Source organism: Pseudoalteromonas sp. NS-SX12 (assembly GCF_057367955.1).
In genome coordinates this window covers 475,294-490,985 of the sequence record NZ_CM170635.1, presented here as the reverse complement: position 1 = coordinate 490,985, position 15,692 = coordinate 475,294, and the positions used below count along the sequence as shown (strand labels likewise).

At 38.3% G+C, this 15,692-nt stretch carries 13 protein-coding genes; 7 read left to right on the top strand and 6 right to left on the bottom strand.

Going from position 1 to position 15,692, the window contains the following annotated elements; genetic code table 11:
- Window positions 1-79: 79 nt before the first annotated feature.
- The 5 genes from AC2IOM_RS16410 to AC2IOM_RS16390 all read left to right on the top strand — a co-directional run bounded on the left by AC2IOM_RS16410 (window position 80) and on the right by AC2IOM_RS16390 (window position 8,495).
- Window positions 80-2,878: an Ig-like domain-containing protein gene (locus AC2IOM_RS16410; RefSeq protein WP_486360461.1), complete on the top strand. Its 2,799-nt coding sequence runs from the start codon at window positions 80-82 to the stop codon at window positions 2,876-2,878.
- Complete coding sequence (locus tag AC2IOM_RS16405) at window positions 2,879-5,572, top strand: TonB-dependent receptor plug domain-containing protein (protein ID WP_486360460.1); 2,694 nt, start codon at window positions 2,879-2,881, stop codon at window positions 5,570-5,572.
- 68 nt (window positions 5,573-5,640) lie between these two features.
- Window positions 5,641-6,816, top strand: coding sequence for a cytochrome-c peroxidase (locus AC2IOM_RS16400; protein WP_486360459.1), 1,176 nt, complete (start codon window positions 5,641-5,643; stop codon window positions 6,814-6,816).
- Window positions 6,817-7,725: 909 nt separating this feature from the next.
- A complete protein-coding gene (locus tag AC2IOM_RS16395; RefSeq protein WP_138633571.1) occupies window positions 7,726-8,031 on the top strand; it encodes a hypothetical protein in 306 nt (101 codons plus the stop codon).
- A gap of 62 nt (window positions 8,032-8,093) precedes the next feature.
- Window positions 8,094-8,495 (top strand): hypothetical protein, encoded by a 402-nt coding sequence (locus AC2IOM_RS16390; protein ID WP_486360458.1) that lies wholly within the window; start codon window positions 8,094-8,096, stop codon window positions 8,493-8,495.
- Window positions 8,496-8,560: 65 nt separating this feature from the next.
- Here the strand turns inward: AC2IOM_RS16390 and AC2IOM_RS16385 are convergent, their stop codons facing one another.
- Window positions 8,561-9,355: a 6TM ABC transporter family protein gene (locus tag AC2IOM_RS16385; RefSeq protein ID WP_486360457.1), complete on the bottom strand. Its 795-nt coding sequence runs from the start codon at window positions 9,353-9,355 to the stop codon at window positions 8,561-8,563.
- Window positions 9,356-9,390: 35 nt separating this feature from the next.
- On the bottom strand, window positions 9,391-9,654 hold the full coding sequence (locus AC2IOM_RS16380; RefSeq protein ID WP_486360456.1) for a hypothetical protein: 264 nt from the start codon (window positions 9,652-9,654) through the stop codon (window positions 9,391-9,393).
- A 456-nt stretch (window positions 9,655-10,110) separates the two neighbouring features.
- Between AC2IOM_RS16380 and AC2IOM_RS16375 the strand changes: the two genes are divergently transcribed.
- Both AC2IOM_RS16375 and AC2IOM_RS16370 read left to right on the top strand, forming a co-directional pair.
- Window positions 10,111-10,332, top strand: coding sequence for a hypothetical protein (locus AC2IOM_RS16375; protein WP_421973282.1), 222 nt, complete (start codon window positions 10,111-10,113; stop codon window positions 10,330-10,332).
- A complete protein-coding gene (locus tag AC2IOM_RS16370) occupies window positions 10,325-10,534 on the top strand; it encodes a hypothetical protein (protein ID WP_486360455.1) in 210 nt (69 codons plus the stop codon). Before AC2IOM_RS16375 ends, AC2IOM_RS16370 begins: the two co-directional genes overlap by 8 nt.
- 68 nt (window positions 10,535-10,602) lie before the next feature.
- Here the strand turns inward: AC2IOM_RS16370 and AC2IOM_RS16365 are convergent, their stop codons facing one another.
- From AC2IOM_RS16365 to AC2IOM_RS16350, 4 genes are all read right to left on the bottom strand, one after another.
- The gene (locus tag AC2IOM_RS16365) at window positions 10,603-11,445 is read right to left on the bottom strand and encodes a hypothetical protein (protein WP_486360454.1); all 843 of its coding nucleotides are present in this window, start codon (window positions 11,443-11,445) and stop codon (window positions 10,603-10,605) included.
- A gap of 329 nt (window positions 11,446-11,774) precedes the next feature.
- Window positions 11,775-12,326: a hypothetical protein gene (locus AC2IOM_RS16360; protein ID WP_486360453.1), complete on the bottom strand. Its 552-nt coding sequence runs from the start codon at window positions 12,324-12,326 to the stop codon at window positions 11,775-11,777.
- Between the two features lie 590 nt (window positions 12,327-12,916).
- Complete coding sequence (locus AC2IOM_RS16355; protein ID WP_486360452.1) at window positions 12,917-14,173, bottom strand: hypothetical protein; 1,257 nt, start codon at window positions 14,171-14,173, stop codon at window positions 12,917-12,919.
- Between the two features lie 98 nt (window positions 14,174-14,271).
- On the bottom strand, window positions 14,272-15,690 hold the full coding sequence (locus tag AC2IOM_RS16350) for a site-specific integrase (protein ID WP_486360451.1): 1,419 nt from the start codon (window positions 15,688-15,690) through the stop codon (window positions 14,272-14,274).
- Window positions 15,691-15,692 lie beyond the last annotated feature (2 nt).

The window sequence follows — 15,692 nt, the reverse complement described above, 5'->3', positions numbered from 1 at the left end:
GATAAAATTGGAATATTTATTCATTGCCAATGATAATGGTTTGCATTATTATTCTGTGAATTTTATCAGGATTGTTACTATGAAGCTTAATTTACTCGCGTTTGCAGTTGCATCAGCGTTCTTGACTGGTTGTGGCTCAAGCAATGATTCAAATACGGCCCCAGTATTTGGTCAATCGAATCACACTATTTCGATTAACGAAGACACCTCTGGCACGCTAACCGTTGCTGCAACAGACAAAGACAATGACTCACTTACATATTCACTAGCAAATGCAGCGGCAAATGGTGCTGTGAGAGTTGATTCAAGCTCTGGTAGAATCGATTACACGCCAAATGCAAACTTTAATGGTGAAGACACTTTCCAAATCGCAGTCTCTGACGGTGAAGATTCAGTCACAGCGACGGTTACTGTTACTGTTGCAGCCGTAAACGACGCACCTATCATTGATATTGACTCAGTCATCGTTTCAGGTGGTGAAATTAAAAACGGGCAAGTTAACGCCTCTGACATCGATGGCGATACGTTAAACTACAGCATAACCCAAGACCCAACCAATGGTACCTTAACCATTGATTCTGCTAGCGGTGCAATTACCTATACCCCAACAGATTTGACAAATGCTGTAGACAGTTTTGAACTAACAGTAGATGATGGGAATGGCGGTGTAGTAGCAAAACAAATTACGATCGGCACTAATCTAGCAACTAACACTGACCGTGCGTATTACTATTACGCTAGCGAAATGTCTCACTTAAAACGTGCAGAAGCGTTAATAGCATCAGTTAAAAATGATGTTAACCAAGGTAATGTTTACGCGACACTTGCTGGCGGTTATGCAGAAGCTGGCTTAGAAAGCGAAGTAAACAGATTAATTACCGAAGAAAAAATTATACGTGATGAACTTCGCGCAATTGCTTTCTTAAATGTTGCTAACCAATACAACCTTCAGAATAAATTGGAAGAAGCAAACGAGCTTCGCCAGCAAGCAAATACACTTTATACACAGTATGTCGCAAGTAAAGGTATCGCAAACTTTAATGATGACGATCAAGAGTTTTATAACTCTCTCGCTTCGTCATACCAAAAAGCAGGGGAACTAGCATTAGCTGCTCAGAGTTTTAGCGTGCTCGACATACTACTTACTTCAGCCCTTGACGGTGAACAAACAACACAAGCTCTACGTTTATTCTTTGGTTTCCGCAATAGAGTTGAAGATACTATAGCTATCTGGCAAGAGTCTCGTAACCAGGCTGACTACGATAATGCGTTAGATATGGTAGAACGTTTGCATAGATATGCGAACATGATTGGCCATCGTTATGTGCGGAATAACCGCAACAGTAATGAAGGTAAGCCTTACTTTTCAACTAGACAAGTTGCGCTTAGTGATGTGATCGCAAGCTATATTGCACTAAATAAGCTAGAGGAAGCGAAGCCTGCATTAGCTGATGCTTTAGCATTACACGGGTTAGTTGGTGTTGATGAAAATTACCCTCGTGAACCTCACGAATATGCAGCCGTAACTCATGTTGAGTATCCATATGGCTTAGTAATGATGGCTCCTCACTTTGTAAATCTATACCCAAACAAAGACCTAAACGTTTTCTTAAATGGATTTGAAGAAGGCGACTTCTATCGTGATTGGGCAAAGGGTGACGCTGAGGAAGCAGTATTACTAGCCGAGGTTCGTAACAACCCAGACAAAGATGCCGCATTAGCCGCCGTTTTAGCTAGCCGTGATGATTCAGACTTGCGTTCCTTGTTTACTAACCTAATTTCATTCAATGGTTCAAACCCAGGCGCCGCAAGAATATTAATTAACCAAGGTGAATTTGAAGCAGCTAGCAAGTTTATCTCTGAAGGGTTAAAGCTACTAACTTCAGATGATTATTTAAAAGAGAATATTGCAATAACGACATTTGTGACGGGTATTACAGGTTGTGGCATGATGCTCGACCAACTGAACGACCTTACACGTATCTCTGGCGACACGAAGTACAGAGAGCAGATGATTGAAACCCTAGCATCATGTCGCACTGTTGCTCTAACGCGCTATGCAGAAGAAGATGGAATCGACATACTAAAAGAAGACGTAATAAATGCGCATATCGATTTAATCAAATATCACAATCCCTTAGGCCAAGCGGCAGAAGTTAAAGCGCTTACAGCGAAAGTTGACGAATACATCGTAAAATATAGCGCTGAGGAAATAATAGATAAGGCAGTTGATTTAGGTAAACTCGGTGGTGCACTCGGCCTAGGTGGTATGTTCAGTGAAGCTCAGGTTTACTACAATCAAATGATTGAGTTGGTTAAAGAGATCGAGACGAATGTTGCAAATGAAGACCGCTTTGACTTCACTAAACGTTTCTTTGACTATACTGGATATAAAGATATCAACTATGCACAATACTTATCTCAAGTTAGAAACAGTACCGGTTCAATCGATAACTACAGTGAAGTATACACCGCTGCTACTCAAGCATGGGCGGATCTAGTTGCTTGGAATCTTGGCAACTTACCAACAGCTTCACTTCAACAGCAAGTGGTTTTCTATCCTGAATTTGCAGATCAATACCTCAAACTAAGTATGTTTGATCAAGCGCTCGCACTAAAAGATCAAGGAATGCTAGGTGAGGTTGAGCAAGATTCAATTATTTCTAATGTAATTTCACATTTAGCTAGCTATGACGCATTTACTTCATACAGTATTGCGACCGTAGATACTGATTTAGATGGAAAAGCTAACTTCTTTGCTCCTTGGGCAACTGAGGAAATGATCGCTAACTCTGGGATTGAGTTAGACCAAGATAGTGATAACGACGGTGTCAATGACGATAGCGACGGATATCCTTTAGACCCTTCAAAAAAGTAAATGAAAAGCACTCCCTGTATCGGACTAGTTAGCCTTGTGCTAACTGGTCCTGTTTTTTCTGCTGATAATGAAAAAACAAATGAAAAGTTAATCGAAAAAAGTACCTTTGAAGATTGCAAAGTTAGACGAGACAATTGCATAAAAAACATGGAGGTAATTGAGGTTCGAGGGCAGAAACCCAATCCAATCTCATTTACATCAAAAGGCGTTTATACACTCGACAGAAAGCTCATCGAAGACTACCGCTTTGGTAATGGTAATCTTAATGACGTGTTAGGGGTTTTACCTGGGGTTCAATATGGTGAAGCAGCCTATTCGGCAGAGCAAATAACAAATATCAAGCCGTCTGAAGTCTCTTTGGCTGGAACAACAGGTAAAGCTACCGGTTATCTCATCGATGGAATTTCAAATAACTCTAATCTAAATAATCATGATAGTTCGAATGATCGTAATCTACTGCAAGATGTCGTAGGTCATAGCCAAGAAGTTTTTTTAAACCTAGAACTTGTGGACTCGATTGAAGTTTACGACAGTAATATTCCTGCCAAATACGGAGATTTTAGCGGTGGATTGGTAAAAGCAGAAACCCGCAAAGCCCGTGAGAGTCTAGAGTTTGGTTTAAGCTACCGTCAGACTGCAGATGATTGGGTGGAATATCACAGATTTTATGCACCTGATTTTGATGGTTCTAACGAACTAGACACAGCAACATTTAATAAGCGTAATTTTAGTGGCTACGTTTCAGCACCACTAACTGAAAAGTTAGGCATGGTTGCACAAATCCAATTTCTAGATTCCAAAGAAAGTCTGGACCAGTTGGGAAGTTCTCGTTTGCAAACTCAAACGAATTATAATGGCTTATTGAAATTAGATTATGCCCTGACGCCCCACGACGACATATCTGTTAGTTATTTGTTTGCCCCTTATGAAGGCGAATATTTTGATGTGAACGCTATTAATAGTGATTACATAATAAAAGGAGGCGGCAATAATGCATCATTTAAATGGGATGCTGACAGAGATTGGGCTTATTTTACTACAAAGTTGGCTTGGCGAGACAGCCGAAATAGTAAAAATGCAGCTCCTATTTGGTTTAATTGGTTAAACATTCCTGGCAAAAATTGGGGTGATGTAAAAGGGTCGATTAATAGCTCTGAAGGTGGGTTTGGTGATATAGAAAAAAAACAGCAAAGTATTATTCTCACCCAAGACTTTGAACTGGCAACAAATCATTTTCTGGGTGCCTATAATAGTTTTACTTTTGGTTATTCATTAGAGCAACAAACCTCAATTTTTGACCGTCTGGAAGATGCTGTCACTTACAATGGTGCTATTACATCCACTAACATCAACTGCGCAGGTTATATTTCAGACTGTATCGAAACAGAACTTTTCCGACCTTTTTCTGAAATTGAAGCTGAGCTTGGTCGTCCGATAGATTTAACTAATATCGATGACTTCGTCTTGTACCAAAATAACTTTAAAACAACCGGGCAGTATTTTCAGTACCGTCAGGTTTCTCCAAAAGCAAGAGCTGAGGCAACAGTTAATTCATTCGGAACATACCTTGAAAATGAATTTGACTGGGAAAATTATCGCCTAACCCTAGGTGCTCGATATGATTACAATGATTTTTTTAAGAATCATAATTTTGCTCCACGTATACGAGGCAGTATCTACCTTTTTGATTCTCAGGGAATGATTGTACTTGGTGCCAATCGCTACTACGCGAGTGATACAATTAGTTATAAGCTTAATGCAGCTATGCAGCCTACTCTCACCGAAGTTAGACCTCTATATCAAAATAGACCGCAACAATGGAAAGAAGCTGTCAACCGCCGCGGCTATAAGCATGTATATGATAAATTGAAAACGCCATTTAGTGATGAGTTATCAGCCGCCTATCGTCATCAGGTTTTTGGAGGTACTTTAGAGTTAAAGTACCTTTATCGAGAGCAGAAAGATTCTATTAATCGAATCAAAGGTACCAATGATGCCGGTGAAGCCATTCTGTTCGGAGCTAATGATGGTAGTAGTAGATACCAACGTTGGACACTTGCTTGGATGGCTACTTTTGAAAATCAACATGTGGAATTGAATGTTTCTCATGCCACAAACACCACAAGTCGCGCTCAGTTTGATGGAGATCCAAGAACATTTACCAGTGGAAACAACTATTTCTTAAACTTTAACTATGATGACAATGAACTTGTATTCTTATCATCAGAATACTACGACATAGAAAACCGTAAGAATGAAACAGATTTTTTCTTAGTAACTCGCAGTGACATGGAGCAAGAAAAACAAGATTTTAACCGACCTATTGTCGCAAATCTAAGTTGGGGTGGTCGCTGGGAAAATTGGTCAATTTCTGCCTATGCCAGATACAATGGTGAACAAGATGCCTTATATGCAACTGGTCAATCACAATCAGTTAAAGAAGCAAACACTATATGTGATGGCTGTGAACCAGATAGACGAGAGTTCCCTGTATATCGTATCGATAAACGCCCTGCTTTTTGGCTTTTAAGTGGTAGCGTAAAGTACACTATGCATGTAGCCAATGATTATCGCGTGTCCTTTACATTTGAAGGTGAAAACCTACTAAACAAACGCACATATCAAGTTAGCCCGTATAGCACAGGATTAGAGCTTGGTCGTCGCTTTTGGTTAGGGGTAAATATTAATTATTAGTTTCCCTAACCTTTCACAAGGTGGTGGCAGCGTTGCCACCACTTCATTTTTTATTAGAGTTAAATAACATGCAGTTTATAGCTTCCGTCACAGGCTTTTTGCTTATCTGTTCAGCTGCAACAGCGTTAGCTGAACAAATAGATATTGATGCGCTGAGAAAAGCGTATTCAAAACCACCAACCGAGTGGCCCAAGCCAACTTTAGAACCGAACGTAGCACACAACGAAATTGGACTTTTGCCCGAAGTCACGTTTCCAAAAGGTAACCCTTACAGCACCGAGAAAATGCGCCTAGGTGAAAAACTTTATTTCGACCCAAAACTGTCTCGTTCTGGTCAAATTGCCTGTGCCAGTTGTCACGACCAAGATTTAGGGTGGGCTGATGGGCGTACTTTGTCGTTTGGTCATGATAGACAAAAAGGTAATCGCAATGCCCCAGCAGTTGAAAACGCCGCTTTTTGGCATACCCTTTTTTGGGATGGCCGAGCAGAAAGCTTAGAGCAACAAGCGCTGATGCCAATCCAAGATCCGGTTGAGATGAATTTCACTTTACCTGAGCTGGAAGCACGCTTAAACAAGCTACCTGAGTACCAACAAGCATTCTTAGCAGTATTTGGCGACCCCAAAGTGACCTCTGAACGGATCGGCAAAGCCTTGGCAACCTATCAGCGAACGCTGGTTTCTCGCCGCTCTGATTTCGATGCTTTTTTGTTGGCGCCAAACATCAAAAATGAGCGTTTGCAGCGTGCCTACAACCAGCGCTTTAGTAATGAAGCCCTTTTGGGTTTACACCTATTCCGTACCAAAGCTGGCTGTATGAATTGTCATGCTGGGCCGCTATTTTCCGACAATCAATTTCACAATATTGGTTTGACGTATTATAAACGCGAATATGAGGATTTAGGTCGTTACAATGTGACTGGAAAAGCTGAAGACGTGGGCAAGTTTAAAACGCCTAGTTTGCGTGGCGTAATGAATACAGGTCCGTGGATGCATAACGGCTTATTTGGTGATATACGTGGCATCCTCAATATTTACAATGCGGGAGGCGTTCCCATTAAAAAAGACCCGAACGATCCGCTATCGCCAGAAACATCTGTATTACTTAAACCATTACAATTGACCGAAAATGAAATGAATGCACTTGAAGCATTCCTTCAATCAATTACGGCATCACCAGCGGGTGGCCCGCAAGCCCGTTTTTTAATTCAAGAACGTGATGAAAAAGCTGTTTTAGTAAAGTGAGAACATTTCGAGACTACTAATTGAACTGTTTTTAAAGGGTGGTAGTAACTTAGCGTTTAACTCTAGGCCAAACTTGATTGTATATGAACACATCGAAGCACGTCCTATTTTTTAGTTGTAAATCGGGTATATCTCAACAAAACCAATAGGTTTTGCATTGTACTTTCAGATATCTTTGATGGCGTGCTTATATCCTTGCTATTTAGCTTACTATTTATAGTGAAAGACTTGGATAGAGAGTGGTATTAATCATTGCTGCATTGCATTACCGAGCGTATACATGTTTTTATAGGTGGCAAATAATATCCTAATAGCTATGCTTTTCGAGGCTGAAAAACAGCTTCATCTGACTACTTCACTAAGAATAGAAATTAATCCATCTAATGTATTTTTTAACCGTACTTTTATGCAAGTCAAGATCTTATAATGTAATCTTATTAGTTAAAAAAGCCGCTGTTTAGTCGTATCAAATATTAAAAATACTATGTTTTTCGTTTTGATTGTGTACCTCTTTTGTCTGTTCACTATTGCAAAATTGGCGTTCTGTCCAATTTTTCCTAAACAACTCCAACCTATTGATAGCTAAAGATATGTTATGATAGGTGTAACAAGTGTCTAAAAATGGCGTAACTTATTGTGAGTAAAGGGAAAAATAGAACTTTTAGAGTGCTAGTCGTATGCATGGGTAGAATACCCTTGGAAATTGACTGTGTTTTTACTTATTAAAATCAATAGCTTAAGCCGTGAGGATGTATTCCCCATAATTCTCCTAAAATTCCCCACAGAAAAATATGTACTCCCCACTCGCTATTATTTGCTCAGTAAAAATAGATTTCTTAGTTCTTCAACAATAATTTTCATGGTCTGTTCCTAGTTAGATTTGAACTAATAAGAAAAGGAATAAAGAATATGAAACGAATTTCGACCGTTGATTTATTAAAAGCAAACGATGACCTAGGCTCAGCAATTTACATGGCGGAAAATGCATTCTGTGATTTGAATGCCGGCGTTAGCGAACTGACTTACGAAGACATTTGGAAGCGTACACTCGATCCTCACTATAGTCAGCATGATGATTTTGAATATGAGTTGTGTAAACGCTTGTTTATAAGTTATCTGACAATTTTTGATGAATTAAGAACTACGCCAAATTTAGTGGTAGACCGTGAAAATGATTATTTTGATGAGCAACTCATTTTAGATTTTTACGACTAACCTAATAACTCCCACAACGTGTTCCTATTTAATTTAAAAGACATAAAAGTAGGAACTTTAAAATGAGCCAAAATCAATTTATCCGTAAATATAAGCGTATCTCTAAATCAAAGTGGGCATCACATGACAAAAGTACAATTTTACTTTTGGCAGACGTTATTGCTGACTCAGGTGGTGAAATAGAACTGGGATTTACCCGATATATCTATTTACATCGAGATGAGGTGGGCAAGGCACTCGGTATATCGATTTCAAAAGCGATATTTGATGAGACCGATCTTCAATTTGAAGAACGTTATCTGGAGGGCAATGACATGTTGTTATTGATACTTTCTTATATTGATGAAATTGCTGAGTTCTGTGAGTTATTTTCGGATGAGTTTAAAAGCATTTTCATGCTGTCACCAAAAGACTATTTTGAGGTAGCAATCCAAGTTTGGTGTGAACAAATTGAAAATGCTTAACTAGAGCGAGCCAAATGGCTCGCTTTTTTTTGAATCAAAGTTGATATGTTTAAAGGCTATTTGAGTTAATGTTTAAACATACAAATTATAGAGGATGCGATAAAGCTACCAATATGACGTTCGTCATTCGTGAGAAGAGTAATATCACTTGGTTGTAAATCAAGTGTGATAGCATAATGTTGCTTAAATCGCTCAACCGTGAGATTAGATATTTTGATATCAATGATGTCATCTTTTAACATTACATGTTGTGGTTTTTGCTTTAAAGAGCTGAGTACTTTAATTGCTTGATTTGCAGTTTGAACCGTATTTAGCTTCACGCGAAGTCCAATCAGTGCACTTAATGGTGCAACAGCCCGCCCTGCTAAAATGGAACATGCTGCGAGACCTCCTGTAGTTAATTGCCATAAACTACCTGCAACTACAATAATCAAGGATGTTATGATAGAGGCTAATTGAATAAACTCCATCGCAAACGCATTTAGTTGTTCTTCGCTTGCTTTAGAAAGGAATCGAATATCATTTACATGCTTAAATTGACTATACAGTCGAGATTCTACGGCTTGTCGTTTGATGCTCTGTCTGAGTAACAACATAAATCCTTTCCGGACTTGTTCTTTCTCTAAAGCGAGTTTGCCAAGCTCCTTTGATCTGATTGAAACAGACAAAACAATCACCTTGGCTATTGCCCATACAACAATTGGTACAAGCACTAAGGAACCGCCTATATAAAAAACCAATGCTAAAAATAGCAAAGCAAATGGCAGATCTATAAAGCCAGAAACAATTCCGCCAGAATACCATTCTCTGAATTTAGCGATGGAGGAAAGGCCGTTGTCTACACCTGACGCATCAAACATACGTAATTCATTAGAGTTTGCACTAAATACGGTTTTTACGAGCTCGACATAGTATTACGCTCAGTATTGCTAGCAGTTGCTGAGAGTAACCAGCTTCCTACATAGCGAATAAACGCTTCCAATAAAACAGCGGTTGTAGCGCCTAAAATTAATAAAGTAGCAGTACCATAGCTTTGATTGGACAGTATCCGATCATAAATTTGTAAAACCGTTAATGGTACGGCGAGTGATAGAAGCTTTATCAGAACAGAAGGGATAGCGACTTGTTTGATTACATCCTTGTTGATTGCTTGAGTCATTGGCATTACTTATATTCGTAAACCTTATGAAATAAGGTTGGTACATAGTCGCATGACATTCAAGTTAACATACTGAATTTATGACTAAATTTAATATTTTTATTAAGTTGGAGTAGCAAGTATTACTTGCTTAATACATATATGAGCGGTATTTCCCATGTTCTAAACTTATATATAAATAGAAAACAATAATAAAGATATCTTAGATATCAAACCTCGTTCATCAACCTTAAAAAATGTCACCTCGCTAGCTACAGCGAAACTTACTCAGAAGGAGGCTGAAAGTAGCTTTTTGGCCTGTTTTTGTAAACTCTAAAATGAGTTTGTAATAACGATGGATATTGACAGAGTTCAATGATTAGGACACCTGAAAACAGGCTCATTTGAGCCTGTTTTCTTATTTTTACCCCATGGCAAACCTAGTTGTTAATGCAAGACATAACAATAGGAGATTGCATGAAAGGTTTAATTAAACAGAAACTAACTGAATTAGCAGGGATATTTGCTAAAGCATTCAAAGTTGCAGGCGACCTTGTCATAATCGTTGGTGCGTTAGGCGATTTAAATAACGACTTGCGGGTCATTTATTTAAAAGATGCTGTTTTGGTATCACTTTGTTTGTATACGCTGGCATTAGCGCTGTATGTACTCGATATGAGGTTAAATCCTGATGAGTAAATTACAAAACTATTTATTGGATGAGCTCTATCGCATTACACGCTTTCTGGGACTATTCGGTTGCTTACTTGGGGTATTAAGCGTATTTGATGTAATCACTTTGCATAATAATTTCCCGCTGAGTAACTGGGAGCTTGTTGAGCTTTCAATACTGATTTATATAACGGGCTTATTAGTAAAACTAACAAAAAAGCCAGACTAATTTAAAATACTAGCCCACAAACGTGGGCTTTTTTATTTGATGATTTTTAGTAATGATATCGATGTGATTTATTGATAAAACAACTCATTTATCTCATTACAAAATTTAGTACGATAGATGATGCTTGCTTCTAAAAGTGCAGCATCTTCATCACTTAAGTAGTCTTTTTTATACTTGCCGTTGTTGGCAGAGCTTAATTCATCAATTATTTGGTTATTGAGACGTTTTGCATCATTTAATATGTCGAGCGAATGCGATACTAAGAACACCTTGCTGTAATAACCCCCTTTTATCGCACTTAAGTATTTAAGCAGGATTTGGCGGCGGGCAGTTTTGTTTTTAAATGAGTGTTCAACTTCGATAGCAACGAGCGCACCATCAGACTCTTGCACCAGCCCATCAATGTTACGTACGTCTTTATTAGTAATGCGTTTAAACTCTTTTTCAGTCACAAATCCTTGCCAAAATGGCGAATAGTTTTCATCTGTTTGCCAGTTGTGAATACCTCGAAGTAACACAAATGCATTAATTAAATCATGCATTACGGTGTTGTGGTTAAAGGAGAGTTGCGGGTTAGCTTTAGAACGAAAATTAGTTTGAATGCCCGTTAACTCCTCCGTATATTTTGCAGCAGAGTAAGTGGGTACATAAATACGGCCATCGTTCGAACGGTGGGTTTTAACAAGCAGTAATAAACCTTCTTTTACGAGTTTATTTAAATGCTCAAGTGCATGATGCCTACTGGTTTGATATAACCTGCTAACGAGTGTTGGCGATATAATACCGAACCTAACGGCAATTATAGAGGTAAGCTTTCGGCGATTTAAGCCAGTAACAAGGTTGTTTGCACCAGGGCGATAAAACATATCGACAGAGAGGTAGCGATTAAAATTGTTTATAGGATTGTTCATATTTAATTACTCATTTTATTAATGGAGTAATTACTTAGATTTAACGCATGCAAAATAGCGATGTTCATCGCAATAAAGATAACAAAACACTAAATAGAAACGGGTACATTCGTCAATATACCCGCTTTTAGAAATTATTAGCTCGTATTCATCGCTTTATCTCTTAATCAAAATAAAATCTGAGTGCACTCTTCGGATCTCAACACCCCTGGCAAACAATCCATATATCGAACAGCGCTGGCTTATAAATTATGCGCACACCAGATGTTCGTCGCCCGTGTATCGGTAAAGCTATCTTATGAAATTAGTGCAGATAGCAAAAATTTTGATTAAGCCGTTTTTTGCACCCAATGTTTTTTGTTATTGGGTGAGCGAATGATTTTATTTGCTTTGTTTAACGAGGTAATAGCGCGGCAAAACTCTGCTTTAGTTAACCCTAACTGCTTTTGCAATTTATCGTTTAGTGGCCTTGGTTGATGTAATGCCTCAAACACTAACTCGATATGTGTTTTTGGCTGAATAGGTACAACGGTGTCGTCTTTAGTTTTTATGATGCTAGTCTTTGCGCCAATTAATGCACACTGAAACTCAAACGCTTCAATCAGGCTTGTGTCATTGGTATATAAACAAAACTCGACGTTTTTAACGTGTGATTTTGGTAGTGAGGCGAGAATACGCGATAAGTAAGCGATGATATAAAAATCTGCTTGGTTAGACGAACTAGGATAATCCGATAAGCACAAAAATAGTTGCTGTTCGCATACGCGTTTAATGCTTTCAACTTTTGAGAAAACAAACACTTTATCAATAATTGTGGCGTTTACTTTCTCAAGTTCCTTTAAGCCAATATTTTCGGCATCAACAAAAACCATCTTCATCATAAAATCCTTTTACACCATGTTGAATTTTGATTATTCAATACTTACAAGTAGCAGTCAAACACACCGACTAACAATATTCATTGCTAGTTACTACAAAATTAGGCTCGATATGATTCTCGCAATCACTGTGTGATGAAAATAGCCTTCGGCTAATAGTTTCATTGCGTTGCAACTCAACTATAAGCACTTTAATCGCCTGTCATTGCTGGGTTTTGCTACGCAAAGCAATGACTCTGCGTGCTACGCACTGGGCGTTTAAATTGCTCGCGCTATCTACCGAGCTACGCTCTGTAGTAACCGCCTTTCCGCCCGTTTTTGGTTTGGACTGTTTTTGCAAAACGCTTAGTCCAACCATAACGCGCTGCTTTCTAACGAAAGTCATGGTTCGCTTTCGAGTTTTACAAACTCTTAGCGAATTTTGCTGAAGGCAAAACGAAAACGCGGTTACTACAGACCAGCTGTAGATAGCGCGGCTTCATTTGATTTGTCATGCTGACAACTAAAATTACGCGCTTGTTGGCATCATGCTGATGCGCTTTTTATTGCATTTTGCTTGCAGCAAACTACTGATTTTGTTCTTTCAGAAGGCGCTATATTTTAACGATTTGCCAATCCGAGCCGCGTAAGTCGTTATAAGCATCTGTCATTTTTTGTTCGCTATGACCGCATAGTAGGCGTGTATCTATGCCTTGCTCACGGTACAAGCGCTCAGATAAAGATCTTATTTCATGAAAGCTAGCTGGTGTGCTGCTCCAATTAATACCTGTTTTATCGCGGGCATTTTTAAAATGACGAGTTAAAAGAATAGGGCTCACTGCATCACCTATTTTAGCTTTATTACGGTTTTTTGTGTGGTGTAATACAAAGTCACTTACAATATTGTGATGCGCTAATTTAATGACATCATGTATTGATTGATCAATTACATTTAACTTAAGAGCTAAAGGTATTTTTAAAAGCTTGCCTGTCTTTAACTGAAAAACGTGTAAATAGTCGTTTTCAAGATAGGAGTAGGGAGCAAATCTAACTAATTTTTGAAATGAATCGCCCGCATCATTGGTGTCGATAAAGTGGTTTGGGTTTTCTTTGTATTTATTAAAACGTTCTTCCCAATCGCTACCTTTAAATTTTCTTAGAAGACATAGGTCAGTCCTACGTTGCGCCGTGACGAGAGCTAAAAGACTCGCTAATTTGAACGGCTTGTAATCAAATTGAGCTGAGATTTGCTCAAATTGCGATAGTGATAAACGAGATTTTGTGACTTTAGCAACTGGCTTTTTAGTTGTTTTAGCTGGATTAAACATAGAATCGACTTCACCAGCTTGTGCCGCTTCTGTGAATATGTCGATGTACACGCTTCTCACAGCCTGAGCTGAGCGCACTTTTCCTTCTTTTACATAGCTATCAAGTAAAGCTTTAACGAGTTTAGTTGTGATAGCATCAAGTTTGTATTTACCATGTGCTTTATTAATGCGGTTAATTAATCCGCGGCGAACTTTCCAAGTGTTTGGTTTCAAAGCACCAGATTTTAGTTTGTCTTCTTGAACAGCTGTGTATTGGGTAAGCCATGTGCTGAGTTTAATGCTTTTGCTCGAAGTTTTGGCTGTGTTTACTATCAAAGTAACCTTAGCACTAGCAACTAATGGGATAAGGCAAGCATTGAGCTTCCGTGCTGTTTCTATAGCTTGTGTTACATCGCTACCAAGGCCTCGATATTGCTTGACGCCAGTGAATTCTTTAAACCCAAATCTGGGGTCTTTATATTGGCAAGCAACACCTGTTCGAGTTCTTTTATCACGTCTTACATAAAGATTGTCGACGCCATGTTGGTTTAGCTCATTCCTCATCTAATCCAAGACCTGTTTTATTTATAACTCTTTAATTCTCCTAATTTATATGATAAAAGTCATGAATATGTTTTACGCCTGTAAAAGATATTCTTATGCTATTCAATCACAGCAAAGCTAGTGCGTGGTGCTAAATAAGTTTCAGTTATTTTACTTTTTGAAGAATGCCCTAATGCGGACCTAACTCCTTTACTCGCACATTGTGCATTTTCAATTTCGTCATCTATGGTGCCTGTTTTAGCTTCTTGTGTAAGGCGTTCACCATCGCGACCATTGTATTTTTCTGATAGTCTGGCTGCAAGACTCCGAAGTTCATATAATGAAGGCGGAGTACCACTTGCCCAGGTTAAATTAAGGTTAGCAATCTGCTTATTAAAATTACCTGCTGCAGCTTTTGGTGAGATTGGAGCACCCGCTTTTGATCGCCCGCGCCCCTTTTGATAACTTAAAACGAAATCCGATTCTACTGTTATGTATTCCTCTATTTCTTTTAGTATTTCACCTGCGCTTTTGATGTTTTCATCTATCTTATGTGAGAATGGTACATTACGGAATGTTCCTTTTTTTGTTTCAAAAATGCGAAATACTTGAGCATCTTTATCAATATAAGAATATGGTAAGTTATTAATTATATCTTTGAACGTTTTGACTTCAGAATTCGTAAATTTCCCGTCATTATAGTTTTTTACTCTTTGTTCATAATCTTGCCCTGTCTCTTTTCTCATTGTAGATACTTCGATAGGTCTCGCATTTAGTACGAGACAAAGGTCATTGAATAATTTATATATTTTCGGTTGACTTTTATTCGCCTGAATTTTAATAAATACCTTATATTCAAGTCTCGATCGTTTAACTTTTACTTTTATAGACTTGAGCTTGTCTAGGTCGCTTAGATTAAAGTCAAAGAAACCCTGTTGTGATCCATGTTTTAAAAGTCTTTTGTAACCATTTTTAAGTTGTTGAGCAGCTCTTTTTTTTCCTTTACTTATTAAAACAGCCATATGTTTTGATATGTTTTCGATAGTTAGAAATTCGGGAGAATGATTACCAAAAATCTTTGCGATTCTGTTATAAGGCGTGTTGTAAGTTTTAAAAGTAGCAGCTGCTACATTATCTCGAATGTGCTCTTGTTTAATTGAGTTAATTACGCAATTCACTGTTAATTGTTCATTACTGGTTTGCACCAACTTATGTTTAATAGGACTGATTGAAATTTCTGGTTTGACTGTTTTTATGTATTTTCCATGATTTCTAATTTTGTATTCCTCTTGGTAAGCCTTAATTTCGGCAATTGATAATTGTGCGAATTCTTCTAGGATTTGATTTGCTTTCGTATTTGCTGTCTCTTTACAGCTGCCTAACGATAGTCTCTCTACGTTGCTTTTATATAAGCCATGTAAACCATAAAATGGATTGTCCATTTGGAAACTTTCCTTAGTTGCCGATCTATCGTCTGACTTGCCATAGACACCGGTAGGAAGGCCTATTGATAATGAGTTTGTTTTTTGTACAGGCATGA